Below are 14,106 nucleotides of genomic sequence, written 5' to 3' on the forward strand. Positions count from 1 at the left end.
GTGGGAACCGGTCAGGGGACGCTGACCGTCGAAGGCGCCGACACGGTCACTCTGCTGATCTCCATGGCGACCAGTTACCGCAACTACCTCGACGCCGGGGCCGACCCCGAGGCCCGCGCCGGCCGCCACCTCGACCCGGCGGTGAACAAGCCGTACGAGCTTCTGCGTTCGCGCCACGTGGCCGACTACCGGCGGCTGTTCACCCGCGTCGCCATCGACCTGGGGCCGTCGGACCGGACCGGTCTGCCCACCGACCGGCGCATCCCGCTGTTCGCCGACGGCAAGGACCCGCAGCTGGCCGCGCTCTACTTCCAGTACGGCCGCTACCTGCTGGCCTCCTGCTCCCGCTCGCCGGGTCAGCCCGCCAACCTCCAGGGTCTGTGGAACGACAGCATGAACCCGGCCTGGGAGTCCAAGTACACCGTCAACATCAACTTCGAGATGAACTACTGGCCCGCCGGCCCCGGCAACCTCGCGGAGTGCTGGGACCCGGCCGTGCAGATGGTGCACGAGCTGGCGGAGTCCGGCGCCCGCACCGCCAAGGCGCTGTACGGCGCTCCGGGTTGGGTGCTGCACCACAACACGGACGGCTGGCGCGGGACGGCGCCGGTGGACGCGGCGCAGTACGGCATGTGGCCGACGGGCGGCGCGTGGCTGTGCGTGATGCTGTGGGACCAGTACCAGTTCACCGGGGAGACCGGTGCGCTCGCCCAGAACTACCCGGTGATCAAGGGCGCGGTGGAGTTCTTCCTCGACACCCTGGTGGTGGACGCGCAGACCGGCTGGCTCGTCACCAATCCCTCGCAGTCCCCTGAGGTGACCCATCATCAGGACGAGGGTGAGAGCGTCAGCATCTGTGCCGGCCCCACCATGGACATGCAGCTGCTGCGGGACCTGTTCGACGCCTTCCGGCAGGCCGCGCAGGTGCTCGACCGCGACCCCGGGCTCGTCGAACGGGTCACCGAGGTCCGCGACCGCCTGGCACCCACCCGGGTCGGCTACCTCGGCCAGATCCAGGAGTGGCTGGTCGACTGGGAGGAGGCGGCGCTGGTCAGAAGCCGCCACGTGTCCCACCTGTACGGTCTCTTCCCGAGCGCGCAGATCACTCCGAGGGGGACCCCGGAGCTCGCCAAGGCCGCGGCGAAGAGCCTGGAGCTGCGGGGGGCGGCGGGGCAGGGCTGGTCCCTCGCCTGGAAGATCAACCTGTGGGCCAGGCTGCTGGACCCGGCACGTGCCTACAAGCACCTCTCGGACCTGCTCACCCCCGCGCGCACCGCGCCCAACCTCTTCGATCTGCACCCGCCGTTCCAGATCGACGGCAACTTCGGAGGCGTGTCCGGCATCACCGAGATGCTGCTGCAGAGCCACGCCGGTGAGATCGAGTTGCTGCCCGCCCTGCCCGACGCCTGGCCGGCCGGCTCCTTCCGGGGGCTGCGGGCCCGCGGCGGCTTCGAGGTCGACCTGGAGTGGACGGCGGACGGTGTGGCACACGCCGAGGTGCGTTCCCTGCTCGGCAACCCGGTGCGGATCCGCACCCCGCATCCGGTGGACGTCGAGGGCGCCACCGCCGACCGCCCCGAGAAGTGCGTGGTGTCCTTCGCCACACGCCGGAGCGGCCGGTATCGGCTGCGCTCAGCCACGTAGCGGCATCCACACCCGCGTCAGGCCGTCACCGCGGTCGCCCCACTGGAAGTGGGGGGTCGCGGTGGCGGTGACGGGGCGCCCGGTGTCGGCGGCGGCCGTCACCGCCGAGCGCGCGCTCGGGCTGGGGCAGCCCGGCTCGTGCCCGACGGTGACGGCCGCCGCCCGGGCCCGCAGCGCCACGGCGAGGCCGAGGCCGGCCAGGCCGCCGTGCGTGACCTCCCCATGCTTTTCGCGATTCCTGAGGCCGCGCCACTCGCCCCGCGCTGGTTCTGTCGACCGTCACCGGCGCCCACGTCTCTTCAGAGCCGGCGACGGCGAGATCCACGGTGAGCCCGGGTATCACCCGGTCGGCCTGGGGACGTATGTCCAGTCCGCGCAAGGTGCCCGAACCCTGCGGACCGAAGAGACCCACGCCGTTGGGCACCGGCCGCTCGTTGCCGTCCGACGGGGTGTCGATGACGCCTGCGCCGGTGTCGCCGGACCGTCGGGCCGATCGACGCCTGGCTGACGCGTGTTGAGTGGGAGAGTTCCGGCACGAAGTGGGCCTGCAAGCCGCCGGCTGCCGGGACGGGCCCGGACGCAGTCAGCCGCCGGAGCACGTGAAGCCCAGTCGAGCCGCGTGTCAGGGGCGGGCATCGAGCTGCGGCCGCCCGGCCGGGACCGTCCTTCGAGTGCGATGCCGAGGCGGCCTCGCTCCTCGGAGCTCAGGTCGGCAAGAGGCGGCCGCTGGGTCAACCACCCATGGCCTGACCGTGCGAGGTCAGCCGCCGACGGGGTACCGGCTGGTGATCGCGACGCGGTTGAAGGCGTTCATCACCGTGGCCAGCCAGGCGATCGCCGAGACCTGGTCCGCGGTGAGTACGGCCGCGGCTGCGTCGTAGTCCTCGTCGCTGACGTGTCCGTCCGGCACGCATGTGATCGCCTCGGTCAGGCGGAGGGCGGCGCGGTCGGTCTCGGAGAAGTAGCCGGTCTCTTCCCATCCGGGCAGCACGGCGATGCGGTCGGGGTTTTCGCCCTTCTTGAGGGCGTCGCGGGTGTGCATGCGCAGGCAGAACGCGCAGCCGTTGATCTGCGAAGTACGGATCCTCAACAGCTCGACCAGGAGCGGGTCGAGACCCGCTGCGACGGCGGCCTCCGCCACCTCCGACGACAGGGCGATGAGGGCCTTGTAGGCGGCCGGGTGCTGCTTGCCGATGTCGACGCGCTGAGTGTCGGTCATGGTTCCTTCGATTCGTTCGTGTGGCCCGCGCCGCGCTCTTCGGGCGCGTCTTGGTGGCGGGTGGTGTGTGTTCCGGCAGGGGAGGAGCTCGTGCAGAGTGCTGCCGCCCGCTGCGTGCCGGGCTACGACTTCGGGTCGTCGACCTTGAGCTTGTCTCCGGTGTTGGAGACGAAGACGACCAGGAGCTTGGCCGGCTTGGTCCGGCTGGTGTTCTCGGTGAGGACGTGGTGGGTGCCCGGCTGCTCGACCCAGTTCTCGCCCTGGTGGTAGGTGGTCGCGGGCTTGTCGTCGAGCTTGCTGCGCACGGTGCCTTCGAGGACGTAGGCGTAGACGAACGCCCGACCGTGCCGGTGCGGCAGCGCGCTCGCGTTGGGCGGGAAGTCGACGATCGCTGAGGTGAACGTCTTGCCCTTCACATTCGGAAGGGCCTGCTGGAGCAGCAGCTTGAGGGTTTCAGTGGGGTGCGTCGATGCCATGGCCGCAGGCGATGCCACGGCCGCGGTCGGCATCTTGGCGTGGGCGGGCTGGTCGGAGGTCGAGCAGGCCGTGGCCGCGGTCAGCGTGGCGACAGACAGCAGGCCGGCGGCGATCCGCATTCCGATCATGATCGGTCTCCTTCTCGGTCTTCCGTGACGCGGATGATCGTCTTGCCCGGGGTGTGCTTGCCGGGGGCGAACGCGGCGGGTGCCTCGGCGAGCGGCCGCACAGCACCGACGACCGGCTTGAGCCGTCCGTCTCTCAGCCGCGTGGCGAGATCGGTGAGCCGGACGCGGTCGGGTTCGACGACGAAGAAGACGGCCCGCCCGTCCTTGGGCTGGACCTTGGGCGGCATGGCGATGGTGACGAGCGCGCCGCCGGCCCGGACCAGGGCCGCCGAGCGGTCGAGGATGTCACCGCCGATCACGTCGAACACGACGTCGGCCTCACCGGCGTCCTCCAGCTTCTCGGTCTCCAGGTCCAGGAAGGCGTCGGCGCCCAGCGCGAGCGCCCTGTCGCGGTCGCGGGACCGGCCGGTGCCGATGATGCGGGCGCCGGCCTCGCGGGCGAGCTGCACCGCGATCGAGCCGACGCCGCCCGCAGCACCGTGGATCAGGACGGTCTGGCCGGTGGTGAGGCGGCCGTGGTCGAACAGGCCCTGCCAGGCGGTCAGCCCGGAGATCGGCAGTGCGGCGGCCAGGGTGTGGTCGATGTCCGCCGGCAGCGGCGCGAGGTTGCGGGCCTCCGCCGCGACGTACTCGGCGAGCGAGCCGTTGCGGGCCCAGTCGGCCATGCCGAAGACCCGCTGGCCGACGTTCAGGCCGGTGGTGCCGTACCCGAGCTCCACGACGACACCCGACAGCTCGTGCCCCGGCACGCTCGGCGTCCGGTCACGGCCGGCGCGATCGGTCCACGTGGCCGGCCAGTCCAGCTCGCCAGGGGTGAAGCCCGCGGCGTGCACCCGCACGATGACGTCGTTCTCGGCCGCGTGGGGGTAGGGCATGTCCGTCAGGGACAGCCCGGCAAGACCGGCGTCGCGGTCCCGAACAGTGATGGCTTGCATACAGGTCCTTACTGGGAGGGGGCGGTTCGAGCGTGCGGTCCGTTTCACACGGGCTCACAGCGGCTCGTTCGGAAAGGTGCACCAGGTGGATGTATGCCGTTCCGCATCATCGATCTCACCTGCTCTCACCCGTTCCTTCGTCGTCCCGTTCGCTTTCTCACCAGGGAGACGAGGTAGCCCCTCCAGGCGTGACAGCTCAGACGTGCATGAGTTTCTCCGGGTTGATGACCCTGCGGTACGCGGTGACCAGACCGTCTGTGATCTGCACCGTGTCGACGGAGTAGACCCGGCCTTCCCGGTAGAACACGAGGGCGAGCTCGCCGCCGACCTCGGCGAAGTCGATCCGGTCCGGACGCCACTGTCGCCCCACACGCACCATGACCTCGGCGACGCGCTCTCCGCCGTGGATGGGCTTGCGTGCCGCGGAGATCTTGCCGCCGCCGTCGGTGACGTAGACGGCGTCCGGATGGAGGAGCCTGACCAGACCGGCCAGGTCCCCGGCCTCGTAGGCTGCGCGAAAGGCCGACAGCACGCGTTCCCGCTCCGCCTTCGACGCCTGCGGCATGGACCGCTTCGCCTTGGCCACCCGCCGTCGCGCCCGCGAGGCGAGCTGCCGGGCACCCGGCACCGAGACGTCCAGCACTTCGGCGATCCGGCCGAACTCGAGACCGAAGACATCGTGCAGGACGAACGCCACCCGCTCCGGCGGGCTCAGCTCCTCCATGATCAGCAGCATCGCCGAACCGACGGACTCGTCGACGAGTACCGGCTCGGATGCGTCCGGTCCCGTCAGCAGAGGCTCCGGCAGCCACGGCCCGACATAGGTCTCCCGGCGGAAACGCGCGCTCTTGAGAATGTCGTACGACCGTCGCGCGGCCACCGTCACCAGCCAGGCCCGCAGATCACCGATGTCCCGCAGATCCGCTCCGGCCGCCCGCAGCCACACGTCCTGGGTCACGTCCTCGGCATCGGCCACACTCCCCAGCAGCCGGTAGGCCGCACCGAAAACCGCGGGGCGGTGCCTCTCCCATTCGGCTCCGAGCGCGTCCTGCTGCTCAGACCGTTCGGAACGGTGCCCGTTGCCCATACAGATCGCAACCTCCTCCAGTTTGCGGATCCAGAGTAGGAGTCATCCGGACCCGGGATCTGCGCCGGCAGCTCTGCGCAATCCGGCCGGTCCGGACGCTCAGAGCGACGACGTACTCCGACCGAAGGAACTGAAGGGCTCCCACGACTCTTCCGCCGTCGTGTGCACCGTCGGGTCTCACGGCCTGCCGCGTCCGTGGCCGTCACCCCCAGGCCGGTCTTCGAGCCGAACTGTCCGGCGCGGTCAGGGCTGGAGAGTCCCCCCTCGTGGTCGCGGTCGGCGCCGGCACCCTCGGCTGACGATGTCCCGTCGAGACATATGTCCCCATGGGACATCACCGTGTTACCGTGAGGCCATGACGGCAATGCGGCAGCCTCCCAGTAGTCCGTCCGGCGCTCGTGTCCCCGAGGACCGTCGGCGGCGCAAGTCCCGGCAGACGCGCAATGCGCTGGCCGCCGCCGCGCTGGAGCTGATCCTCGAACGCGGCCTGGCGGACACGACGGTGGAGGCGATCTCGGAGCGCGCCGACGTGACGCGCCGTACCTTCAGCCGGAACTTCACCGGCAAGGAGGAAGCCGCCCTGGACTTCGTGCGCGACGACGGGGACCGCATCAACGCCCTGCTGCGCACGCGCCCGCCCGGCGAGCCGCCCCTCCTGGCCTACCGCCGGGCCGTACGCGCCTGGCTCACCGACCGGGACGACCCGGCCTGGCACCGGCGCCCGGACGTCCGGCGGCTGCTCGCGCTGCTGAACCAGGAGCCCGCCCTGTTCGCCGCCTACGAACGCATCCGGGTCGACGCCCAGGAGGAGTCGATCCGGATCATCGCCGACCGGCTCGGCACCGACGACGCCCGGGACGTGCGCCCGGCCGTCGTCGTCGGCGCCGCCGCCGGTGTCCTCACCGCCGCGCTGCGCCAGTGGGCGCGGACGGCCGGGGACGAGGACTCGGCAGCCGCAGACCTCGCCGCGCTGGTCGAGCGGGCCTACGACGCACTGACCAAGGAGGCCGCGTCCGCGGCCGCCGACAGCACCACCGACAAGTGAGCGCACCATGAGCACCACTACCACCGCCGCCTCCGTCACCGACTACGCCACCGAGTTCGCGGGCCGGACCGCCCTCGTCACCGGCGCCGCCTCCGGTATCGGCCTGGCCACGGCCCGTCGACTCGGTGGCGGCGGCGCCAACGTCGTCATCGCCGACTACAACGCCGAAGGCGCCGAGAAGGCCGCCGCCGAGCTGACGGCCGAGGGCATGCGGGCCGCCTCCGTCCGGCTCGACGTGACGCGACCCGAGTCCGTGGAGGCGGCGGTCGCCTTCACCGTGGACTCCTTCGGGGCACTGCACCTCGCCGTGAACAACGCCGGCATCGGCGGCCCGAGCGCGCCGACGGGCGCGTACGACATCGAGGCCTACCAGCGCGTAGTGCGCACCAACCTCGACGGCGTCTTCTACTCGCTGCGCTACGAGCTGCCCGCCATGGAGGCCGCCGGCAAGGGCGGCGCGATCGTGAACGTGGCATCGATCCTCGGCTCCGTCGGCTTCGCAGGCTCTCCCGCCTACGTCGCCGCCAAGCACGGAGTCGTCGGACTGACCAGGACCGCCGCGGCCGAGTACGCGGCCAGGGGCATACGTGTCAACGCCGTCGGCCCGGGCTTCATCGAGACGCCGCTGCTGAACAGCATGGACGAGACCGCCCACCGGTCCCTGGTGGGGCTGCACCCGGCCGGCCGGCTCGGCCGCTCCGAGGAGGTCGCCGAACTCATCGCCTTCCTGCTCTCCGACCGGGCCTCGTTCGTCCACGGCGCCTACCACCTGGTCGACGGCGCCTACACCGCCGTCTGACCACCGACCGAGCCGCACACCGAAGGAGTCGCCGACATGAAGGCACTGCAGTACCGGACCATCGGAGCCGCACCCGAGGTGGTGTCCGTCCCCGACCCCGAACCCGGGCCTGGACAGGTCCTGTTGAAGGTCACCGCGGCCGGGGTGTGCCACTCCGACATCGCGGTGATGAGCTGGCCGGCCGAGGGCTTCCCCTACGAACTGCCGCTCACCCTCGGCCACGAGGGCGTGGGCACCGTCGCCGCGCTCGGTGCGGGGGTGACCGGTCTGTCCGAGGGCGAGGCGGTGGCCGTCTACGGGCCCTGGGGCTGCGGGGCGTGCGTCAAGTGCGCCGAGGGCAAGGAGAACTATTGCCTGCGTGCCGACGAACTCGGCATACGCCCGCCGGGGCTGGGCGCTCCGGGTTCCATGGCCGAATACATGCTGGTCGACGACCCGCGGCACCTGGTCCCGCTGAACGGACTCGACCCGGTCGCCGCGGTCCCGCTGACCGACGCGGGGCTGACCCCGTACCACGCGATCAAGCGCGCGCTGCCCCGGCTGGTGCCGGGATCGACAGCGGTGGTCATCGGCACGGGCGGTCTCGGGCACGTCGCGATCCAGTTGCTGCGCGCGCTGACGCCCGCCCGCGTGGTGGCCCTCGACGTGAGCGAGGACAAGCTGGCGCTCGCCCGCAAGGTGGGAGCGCACGAGGCCGTCCTGTCCGACGCGAAGGCCGCCGCGGCGGTGCGCGAACTCACCGGTGGGATCGGAGCCGAGGCCGTGTTCGACTTCGTCGGCGCGGAGCCCACGGTCGCCGTCGCCGGTGCCGTGGCCGCGGTCGAGGGGGACATCTCCATCGTGGGCATCGGTGGTGCCGCCCTTCCCGTGGGCTTCGGACGGCTGCCCTTCGAGGTGTCGGTCAACGCCCCGTACTGGGGCAGCCGGAGCGAACTCGTCGAGGTTCTGGCACTGGCCCGCTCGGGCATGGTGTCGGTGCACACGGAGACGTTCTCGCTCGACGAAGCGCCCCTCGCCTACGAACGGCTGCACGAAGGCAGCATCAACGGCCGCGCGGTGATCCTGCCCAACGGCTGACCTGGGCCCCGCTTCCGGCCGTGCCGCTGCCCATGGACCGGGCAGCCGCACCAAGCACGCGCCCGGCCGGTCCGTTCCGCGGCCACCGGCCCCGGCAACCGTCGGCACCCGGCACCTCCAGGTGCCCCGCGAAGCGTCCAGCCGTCCAGGCATCCGGGCAGGCACTGCCCGGATGCCTCGATGCCTGAGGTCAGCGCCTTCGCGGTGTCCTCGGCCAGGGCGGGACTCAGCGCCGGACAGCGCTCCGCCCGCTCTTCGACGACCGCTGATGTGCACGCCCTCCCTTCAAATGGAGCCACACCTCCGGTCGCCGGAGCAGACCGTTGAGCTGGGGCATGGGTCTCGCCAGCACGATGGCCGCCGGCGGATCCCCTGACCGCTCGGCGGCGAACCTGAGCCCTACCCGGCCTCCGCCGGCGTCAGAGCTCCCTCCACAACAGCGAGGGCCATCGCCCTCCTGTCCGCACGAATCGTGGGCGGCGCAGCCGGTCCCGCACGAAAGAAGAGGCGACACCATGAGGTCCTGGCGCTTTCACGGAACGGGCAAGCCCCTGACGCTGGAGGAGGTGGAGGAGCCCCAGGCCGGAGCGGGCGAGGTCATCGTCGAGGTCAAGGCCGCGGGCCTGTGCCACTCCGACGTCAGCGCGCTGGACGATGCCGGCTGGATGGCCATGTTCCCCCGCATCCCCATGACGCTCGGCCACGAGAACGCCGGCGTCGTCAGCGAGGTCGGCAAGGGCATGGAGCACTGGAAGATCGGCGACCGCGTCGGACTCTCCCCGATGATGCCGGACGGCGACGCCATCGGTTACGGCGCCTGGGACGGGGGCTACGGTCCCAAGGTCCGCGCCACCGACCCCAACCTGGTCAGCCTGCCCGACCAGGTCTCCTTCGAACTGGGCGCCATGGCCACCGACGCCGGCCTGACCTCTTACCACGCCGTGGTCACCCGCGGCGGCGCGAAGAAGGGGATGCGAGTCGGCGTGATCGGTCTCGGCGGCCTCGGCTACATCGGCGCCCGCGTGGCTGTCCTCAAGGGCGCCGAGGTCTACGCCGCCGAGGTCAACCCGGCCACACGGGAGCTGGCCGGCGAGATCGGCCTCGCCGGTGTCGCCGAGTCCATCACCGACTTCGCCGACAAGGACCTCGAGCTCATCGTGGACTACGCGGGCTTCGGCAGCACCACTGCCCAGGCCGTGCAGACACTGGGAGAGTCCGGCACGCTGGTGCAGGTCGGCATGGGCCGGCTGGAGGCCACCATCGACACCAAGCAGGTCATCCTCAAGCAGCTGCGGATCCTCGGCTCCAAGTCCGGCACCAAGCAGGACCTGAAAGAGCTCTACGACCTCATGCGCGCCGGCGAGCTCAACCCACCGCTCAACCGCATCACGCCCCATCAGATCCCCGACGGCCTCGACCGCCTGCGCCAGGGCGGCGTCGTCGGCCGGCTCATCGCCCTCTACGAGGACTGAGGACAGCGCGCCGAGGGGGCGGCCTTCGCGTCCGGCCGCCTTCGAGCTGCTTCTGGCCGCCGCTCAGCCGCCGGTGACCGGGGCCCTGCCCGCATGGCCACGCATCGGACGCAGGCAACTCAAGCGCAGCGGCCCGCTGCCGTACCGGGGGTTATAAGGTCCTGGCATGTCCCTACGTGTTCGTATGCGTCAAGCCCTTCCGGAAGCGATGCGCTCCCGTGACAAGGCCGCCGTGAGCGCCTTGCGCGCGACGCTCGCCGCGCTGGACAACGCGGAGGCGGTGCCCGTGGACGAAGCCGGATTGCGCGGCCTGGCCCTCGAACAGTCACCGGTCGGTGCCGGTGCCACCGAGGCAGCGCGGCGTGAGCTGAGCGAGTGCCGGGTGGCGGACATCGTACGTGCCGAGGCCACCGAACGACTGGAGGCCGCAGCGCAGTTGACCGCACCCGCCCACGCCGGCCGAGTCGCGCGGCTTCGCGCGGAGGCTGCTGTGCTGCTTCGCCTTCTCGACGGCCACGGCACCCCGTAGGACACGGCGGATCCGTCGTCCCGACCTTCATCGGAGGCCTGCCGACCGCGCAGACGCTCGCGCTGCCCCGTTTCGGACCGGGCGTGACCACCTGCTCGTCGGCGGTCTTCGACCGCCTTCCGCTCCCCTCCTCGAGTTCGTGCGCGGCCCATGACGGGAAACAGCCACGACTCCAGGATCAGCAACGAGTTGGTGATCGCGGAAGGACCGTGCACGACCGTTGACAGGTGAATCGGCTGCTACATAGCCTCACCGTAAAAGAGAATTGATACGTTTCAATCAATCGCCCATACCCATCAGTTGGCCATTTTGCCGGGCTGACTGCGCCTTTGGCTGCTCATCGCGCATCGACAGGGCGCCCGGCTCGACGTTCATTGAAATGTTCAAACCTTTCGGATGGAGGCGCGTCATGAGATTGCCCTCGGCAACCTGCAGACGCTTCGGCCTGTTCGTTCTCGCATGGGGACTCGCTTTCAGCTCGGCGCCGCAGGCGTTCGCGGGTCAGATCGACGCCGATCACGCGCCCAAGGCGCCGACCGGGCTGACGGTGGCGGACCGGGTCGACCCGCTCGCCGTGGACGGCACGCCGCAGTTCGGCTGGCTGCCACGGGACGTGGACGCCAACGAGGTGCAGTCGGCCTACGAACTGGTCGTTCTCGACGGGGACGGCGGGACCGTCTGGGACAGCGGCAAGGTGTCCGGCTCGGAGCAGTCCTGGGTCGCCTACGCGGGCGGTGCGCTGGAGCCCGGGACCACCTACAAGTGGACGGTGCGCACCTGGGACCGCGGCGGCAAGGCGTCCCCGTACGCCTCTCCAGCGAGCTTCACCACGGGCCTGGGCGACCAGGACTGGTCCGGCGCCCAGTGGATCCGCCGGCCCGCCACCGGCAACGACGCCGGCAACCAGTGGACAGCCGCCCGCAAGGTCATGAAGGTCTCCACGGGCAGTCCGGTGACCGGTGCGCGCGTCTACGTCGCCGCCATGGGGGACTGGCAGGTCGACGTCGCCGACCACGAGGTGCAGCGCTCGTCCTCCTACGAGTACGCCGGCGAGGGATACTACGACGTCGCCTCGCTCAAGGGTGTGCGGGCGGGCGAGGAACTGCCGGTCGGCGTCATCACCCACTACTGGTCCTGCAAGTGCCAGGGCCGCGCCAACGGCCCGAGCAGCCCCGAGGGTCCCGACGGACTGCTCGTGAAGGTCGTCGTCGATCACAGCGACGGCAGCCAGGACGTCATGGTGTCCGACGGTTCCTGGAAGGTGCACCGATACGACCCGCAGCGTGTCGACACCCTCACCTATCGCAACAGCGACGCCGGTGACCGCGTCGAGTACTACGACGCGACCAAGGAGATGAGCGGCTGGGACACCACCGCCTACGACGACTCGGACTGGTCGGCGCCCGCCGTCATCGGTGCGCACCCCCGCCCGAACCTCGCCGACTGCAAGTCGTACGAGGGTAGTTCGTCGCCCTGCGCATTCACGCACCTGTCCGCGCTGCAGGCCCACCTGACGCAGCGGGTCGTCCATCCCGTCTCGCTGCTCCACCTGCCCGACGGCACGGTCTTCGCCGACTTCGGCAAGGTCTACTCCGCCGTTCCCTCGGTGCGTCTGAGCAACGGCACCGCCGGGCGGCAGCTGACGTTCACCACGAGCTACCGGCGCAACAACAGCAAGCTGACCTCGGCCGTCTCGGCCGGCGACACCACCCTCGGCCTGGCCGCCACCGGCAACGTCCACGTGGGTGACCAGATCACCATCGACGCCCCCGCCGACGGTTACGGAGCGGGCGACCCCGAGACGCACACCGTTCAGGCGGTGGACGGCACCACGGTGACCCTGGACGGCGCGCTGAGCAAGGACCACGCCAAGGACAGCTGGGTGGAGAACTCCCGCGCGGGCACCTCGGGCCTGGACACGCAGGGCAGCAACATGCGCTTCTACTACACCGAGAAGGACGGCGCGCAGACCGCGCGGCCCTTCACCTACTGGGGCTGGCGCTACCTGCAGATCAGCGACCCGGGCGAGGACCTGACGACCGGCGACGTCACCGCCGTGGTGCAGAACACCGACGCCGCCCACCCGGCCACCTTCTCCAGCAGCGATTCCACCCTCGACGACGTCTTCGCCCTGATGCAGCGCTCCGCCCTGCAGTCGGCACAGAACGTCTTCCTCGACACCCCGACCCGTGAGAAGGGCCAGTTCCTCGGCGACAGCGTCGACGAGTCGTTCGCCACCATGGCCTCGGCCGGCGAGCGCAGCCTGACCCGGCAGGCGATCGTCGCCTTCATGAACTCCCAGGCCCGCTACTGGAGCAACGGCGCCCTGAACTCCGTCTACCCCAACGGCGACGCCAAGCGGGACATCCCCGACTACACCGAGATGTTCCCCGAATGGGTGCTGCGCTACTACCAGACCACCGGTGACAAGGAGCTTCTGCGCCAGGCCCTGCCGGTGATGAAGAACGTCGCCGACTACATCTGGGCGGCCGTCGACAGCCGCGGACTGGTCGCCGACCTGCCCGGCGGCAGCGGCGCCTACCAGTACGGCATCATCGACTGGCCCGCCCCCATGCGCTACGGCTACGTCACCACCGGCAACGTCGACCGCACGGTGGTCAACGCGCTCGGCGTGGGCGCGCTGCGTTCGGTCGCGCAGGCGGCCGCGGCGCTCGGCGACACCGGTACCCGGACGACGTACGACGACCGGGCCGACCACCTGACCGCGGCGATGCGCGACCAGCTGAGGGACCCCGGCACCGGTGCCTGGTCCGACGGCCTGGACTCGGCGGGATCGCGGATCGCCCACTTCGGCGAGCACGCGCAGTCCTTCCCCGTCGCCTACGGGATCGCGGACCCCGGCGAGTACGCCGCACTGGGTGACCGCATGTCCCAACTGGGCATGCAGCAGGGCCCGATGACCCTGCGCACGCTGCTCGACGCGCTGCGGATCACGGACCGTCCGGACACCCTCGTCAAGATCCTGACGGATCCGGCCCACGACGGCCCGGCCCAGGTCCTCGCCGAGGGCGGCACCTTCATGTGGGAGCAGTGGACGCCCGGTTGCGCCACCTCCGACTGCACCGGCCCCCAGGTCTCCCAGAGCAGCAGCGAGAGCTTCTCGCACGGCTGGGGAGGCGCCGGAGTCACCGGCGTCCTCGAGGGCGTGCTCGGCGTGACCGTCACCTCGCCCGGCGCCGGGACGGTCCGCATCGCCCCGGCGGACAAGGGCTTGACCGCCGCCTCCGGAACCCAGTGGACCGAGCGCGGCAAGGTCGGGGTCGACTGGCGTCGCGGCCGGTACGGTGTGGACACCAAGGTGGACATCCCGGTGAACGTCACCGCGACCGTCGCCCTGCCCGCCGTGGCCGGCGGCACGTACCACGTGACCGGTCAGGCCACCTACCTCGGCACCAAGGACGGCAGGGCCCTGTACCGGGTCGGGTCCGGGAAGACCAGCTTCCACGCGGTGGCCGGCGAATAGCGCACCCCCGTACGCCGCGTCGGACGCCGGCGGTAGGGACGCGCGAACACGACGTCCACGGCGCCTGAGGCGACTGATCCTCGGGCAGGCAGGCCGGGCAGGGCCCCGTACGCACGGCGGCTGCTCTGCCCGGCCTGCCTGCCCTGAATACCTTTCCCGAACCGCTTCGCCCCACCGCATACCGGGCCGCCCACACGGTCCGGCGCGCTC

13 protein-coding genes are annotated in these 14,106 nt (G+C 70.9%); 7 read left to right on the forward strand and 6 right to left on the reverse strand.

What is annotated here, in order from left to right:
* Positions 1–1,644: glycosyl hydrolase family 95 catalytic domain-containing protein (locus BZY54_RS34355; RefSeq protein WP_107419899.1), on the forward strand; the 1,644-nt coding region annotated here is incomplete at its 5' end.
* Here the strand turns inward: BZY54_RS34355 and BZY54_RS34360 are convergent.
* The 5 genes from BZY54_RS34360 to sigJ all read right to left on the reverse strand — a co-directional run bounded on the left by BZY54_RS34360 (position 1,633) and on the right by sigJ (position 5,490).
* The gene (locus BZY54_RS34360) at positions 1,633–1,824 is read right to left on the reverse strand and encodes a hypothetical protein (RefSeq protein WP_086729232.1); all 192 of its coding nucleotides are present in this window, start codon (positions 1,822–1,824) and stop codon (positions 1,633–1,635) included. The two genes, BZY54_RS34355 and BZY54_RS34360, sit on opposite strands and share 12 nt — an antisense overlap.
* Positions 1,825–2,404: 580 nt before the next feature.
* Positions 2,405–2,863, reverse strand: a complete 459-nt coding sequence (locus BZY54_RS34365) for a carboxymuconolactone decarboxylase family protein (RefSeq protein WP_086729233.1) — start codon at positions 2,861–2,863, stop codon at positions 2,405–2,407.
* Between the two features lie 122 nt (positions 2,864–2,985).
* On the reverse strand, positions 2,986–3,468 hold the full coding sequence (locus BZY54_RS34370) for a cupin domain-containing protein (protein WP_086729234.1): 483 nt from the start codon (positions 3,466–3,468) through the stop codon (positions 2,986–2,988).
* Entirely contained in the window at positions 3,465–4,403 is a 939-nt protein-coding gene (locus tag BZY54_RS34375) for an NADP-dependent oxidoreductase (RefSeq protein ID WP_086729235.1), read from the reverse strand. The genes BZY54_RS34370 and BZY54_RS34375 overlap by 4 nt, the downstream gene beginning before the upstream one ends.
* A 196-nt stretch (positions 4,404–4,599) precedes the next feature.
* Positions 4,600–5,490 carry an RNA polymerase sigma factor SigJ gene (gene sigJ / locus BZY54_RS34380; RefSeq protein ID WP_086729236.1) on the reverse strand — a complete coding sequence of 297 codons (891 nt, stop codon included), beginning with the start codon at positions 5,488–5,490 and terminating at the stop codon, positions 4,600–4,602.
* A 355-nt stretch (positions 5,491–5,845) separates the two neighbouring features.
* Here sigJ and BZY54_RS34385 point away from each other — a divergent pair, with 355 nt between their 5' ends.
* The 5 genes from BZY54_RS34385 to BZY54_RS34405 all read left to right on the forward strand — a co-directional run bounded on the left by BZY54_RS34385 (position 5,846) and on the right by BZY54_RS34405 (position 10,412).
* Positions 5,846–6,535, forward strand: coding sequence for a TetR/AcrR family transcriptional regulator (locus BZY54_RS34385; RefSeq protein ID WP_086729237.1), 690 nt, complete (start codon positions 5,846–5,848; stop codon positions 6,533–6,535).
* A 7-nt stretch (positions 6,536–6,542) separates the two neighbouring features.
* Complete coding sequence (locus BZY54_RS34390; protein WP_086729238.1) at positions 6,543–7,334, forward strand: SDR family NAD(P)-dependent oxidoreductase; 792 nt, start codon at positions 6,543–6,545, stop codon at positions 7,332–7,334.
* 36 nt (positions 7,335–7,370) lie between these two features.
* Positions 7,371–8,411, forward strand: coding sequence for an NAD(P)-dependent alcohol dehydrogenase (locus BZY54_RS34395; RefSeq protein ID WP_086729239.1), 1,041 nt, complete (start codon positions 7,371–7,373; stop codon positions 8,409–8,411).
* A gap of 515 nt (positions 8,412–8,926) precedes the next feature.
* Positions 8,927–9,883, forward strand: coding sequence for a zinc-binding dehydrogenase (locus tag BZY54_RS34400; protein ID WP_086729240.1), 957 nt, complete (start codon positions 8,927–8,929; stop codon positions 9,881–9,883).
* A 208-nt stretch (positions 9,884–10,091) separates the two neighbouring features.
* The gene (locus tag BZY54_RS34405) at positions 10,092–10,412 is read left to right on the forward strand and encodes a GatB/YqeY domain-containing protein (protein ID WP_086729241.1); all 321 of its coding nucleotides are present in this window, start codon (positions 10,092–10,094) and stop codon (positions 10,410–10,412) included.
* Positions 10,413–10,691: 279 nt separating this feature from the next.
* Here the strand turns inward: BZY54_RS34405 and BZY54_RS54845 are convergent, their stop codons facing one another.
* Positions 10,692–10,823 carry a hypothetical protein gene (locus BZY54_RS54845; protein WP_279634728.1) on the reverse strand — a complete coding sequence of 44 codons (132 nt, stop codon included), beginning with the start codon at positions 10,821–10,823 and terminating at the stop codon, positions 10,692–10,694.
* Here BZY54_RS54845 and BZY54_RS34410 point away from each other — a divergent pair.
* Positions 10,822–13,896 carry an alpha-L-rhamnosidase-related protein gene (locus tag BZY54_RS34410; protein WP_086729242.1) on the forward strand — a complete coding sequence of 1,025 codons (3,075 nt, stop codon included), beginning with the start codon at positions 10,822–10,824 and terminating at the stop codon, positions 13,894–13,896. The genes BZY54_RS54845 and BZY54_RS34410 overlap by 2 nt on opposite strands.
* Positions 13,897–14,106 lie beyond the last annotated feature (210 nt).

It is taken from the genome of Streptomyces carpinensis (genome assembly GCF_002154505.1).
Taxonomy (GTDB): Bacteria; Actinomycetota; Actinomycetes; order Streptomycetales; family Streptomycetaceae; genus Streptomyces; species Streptomyces carpinensis.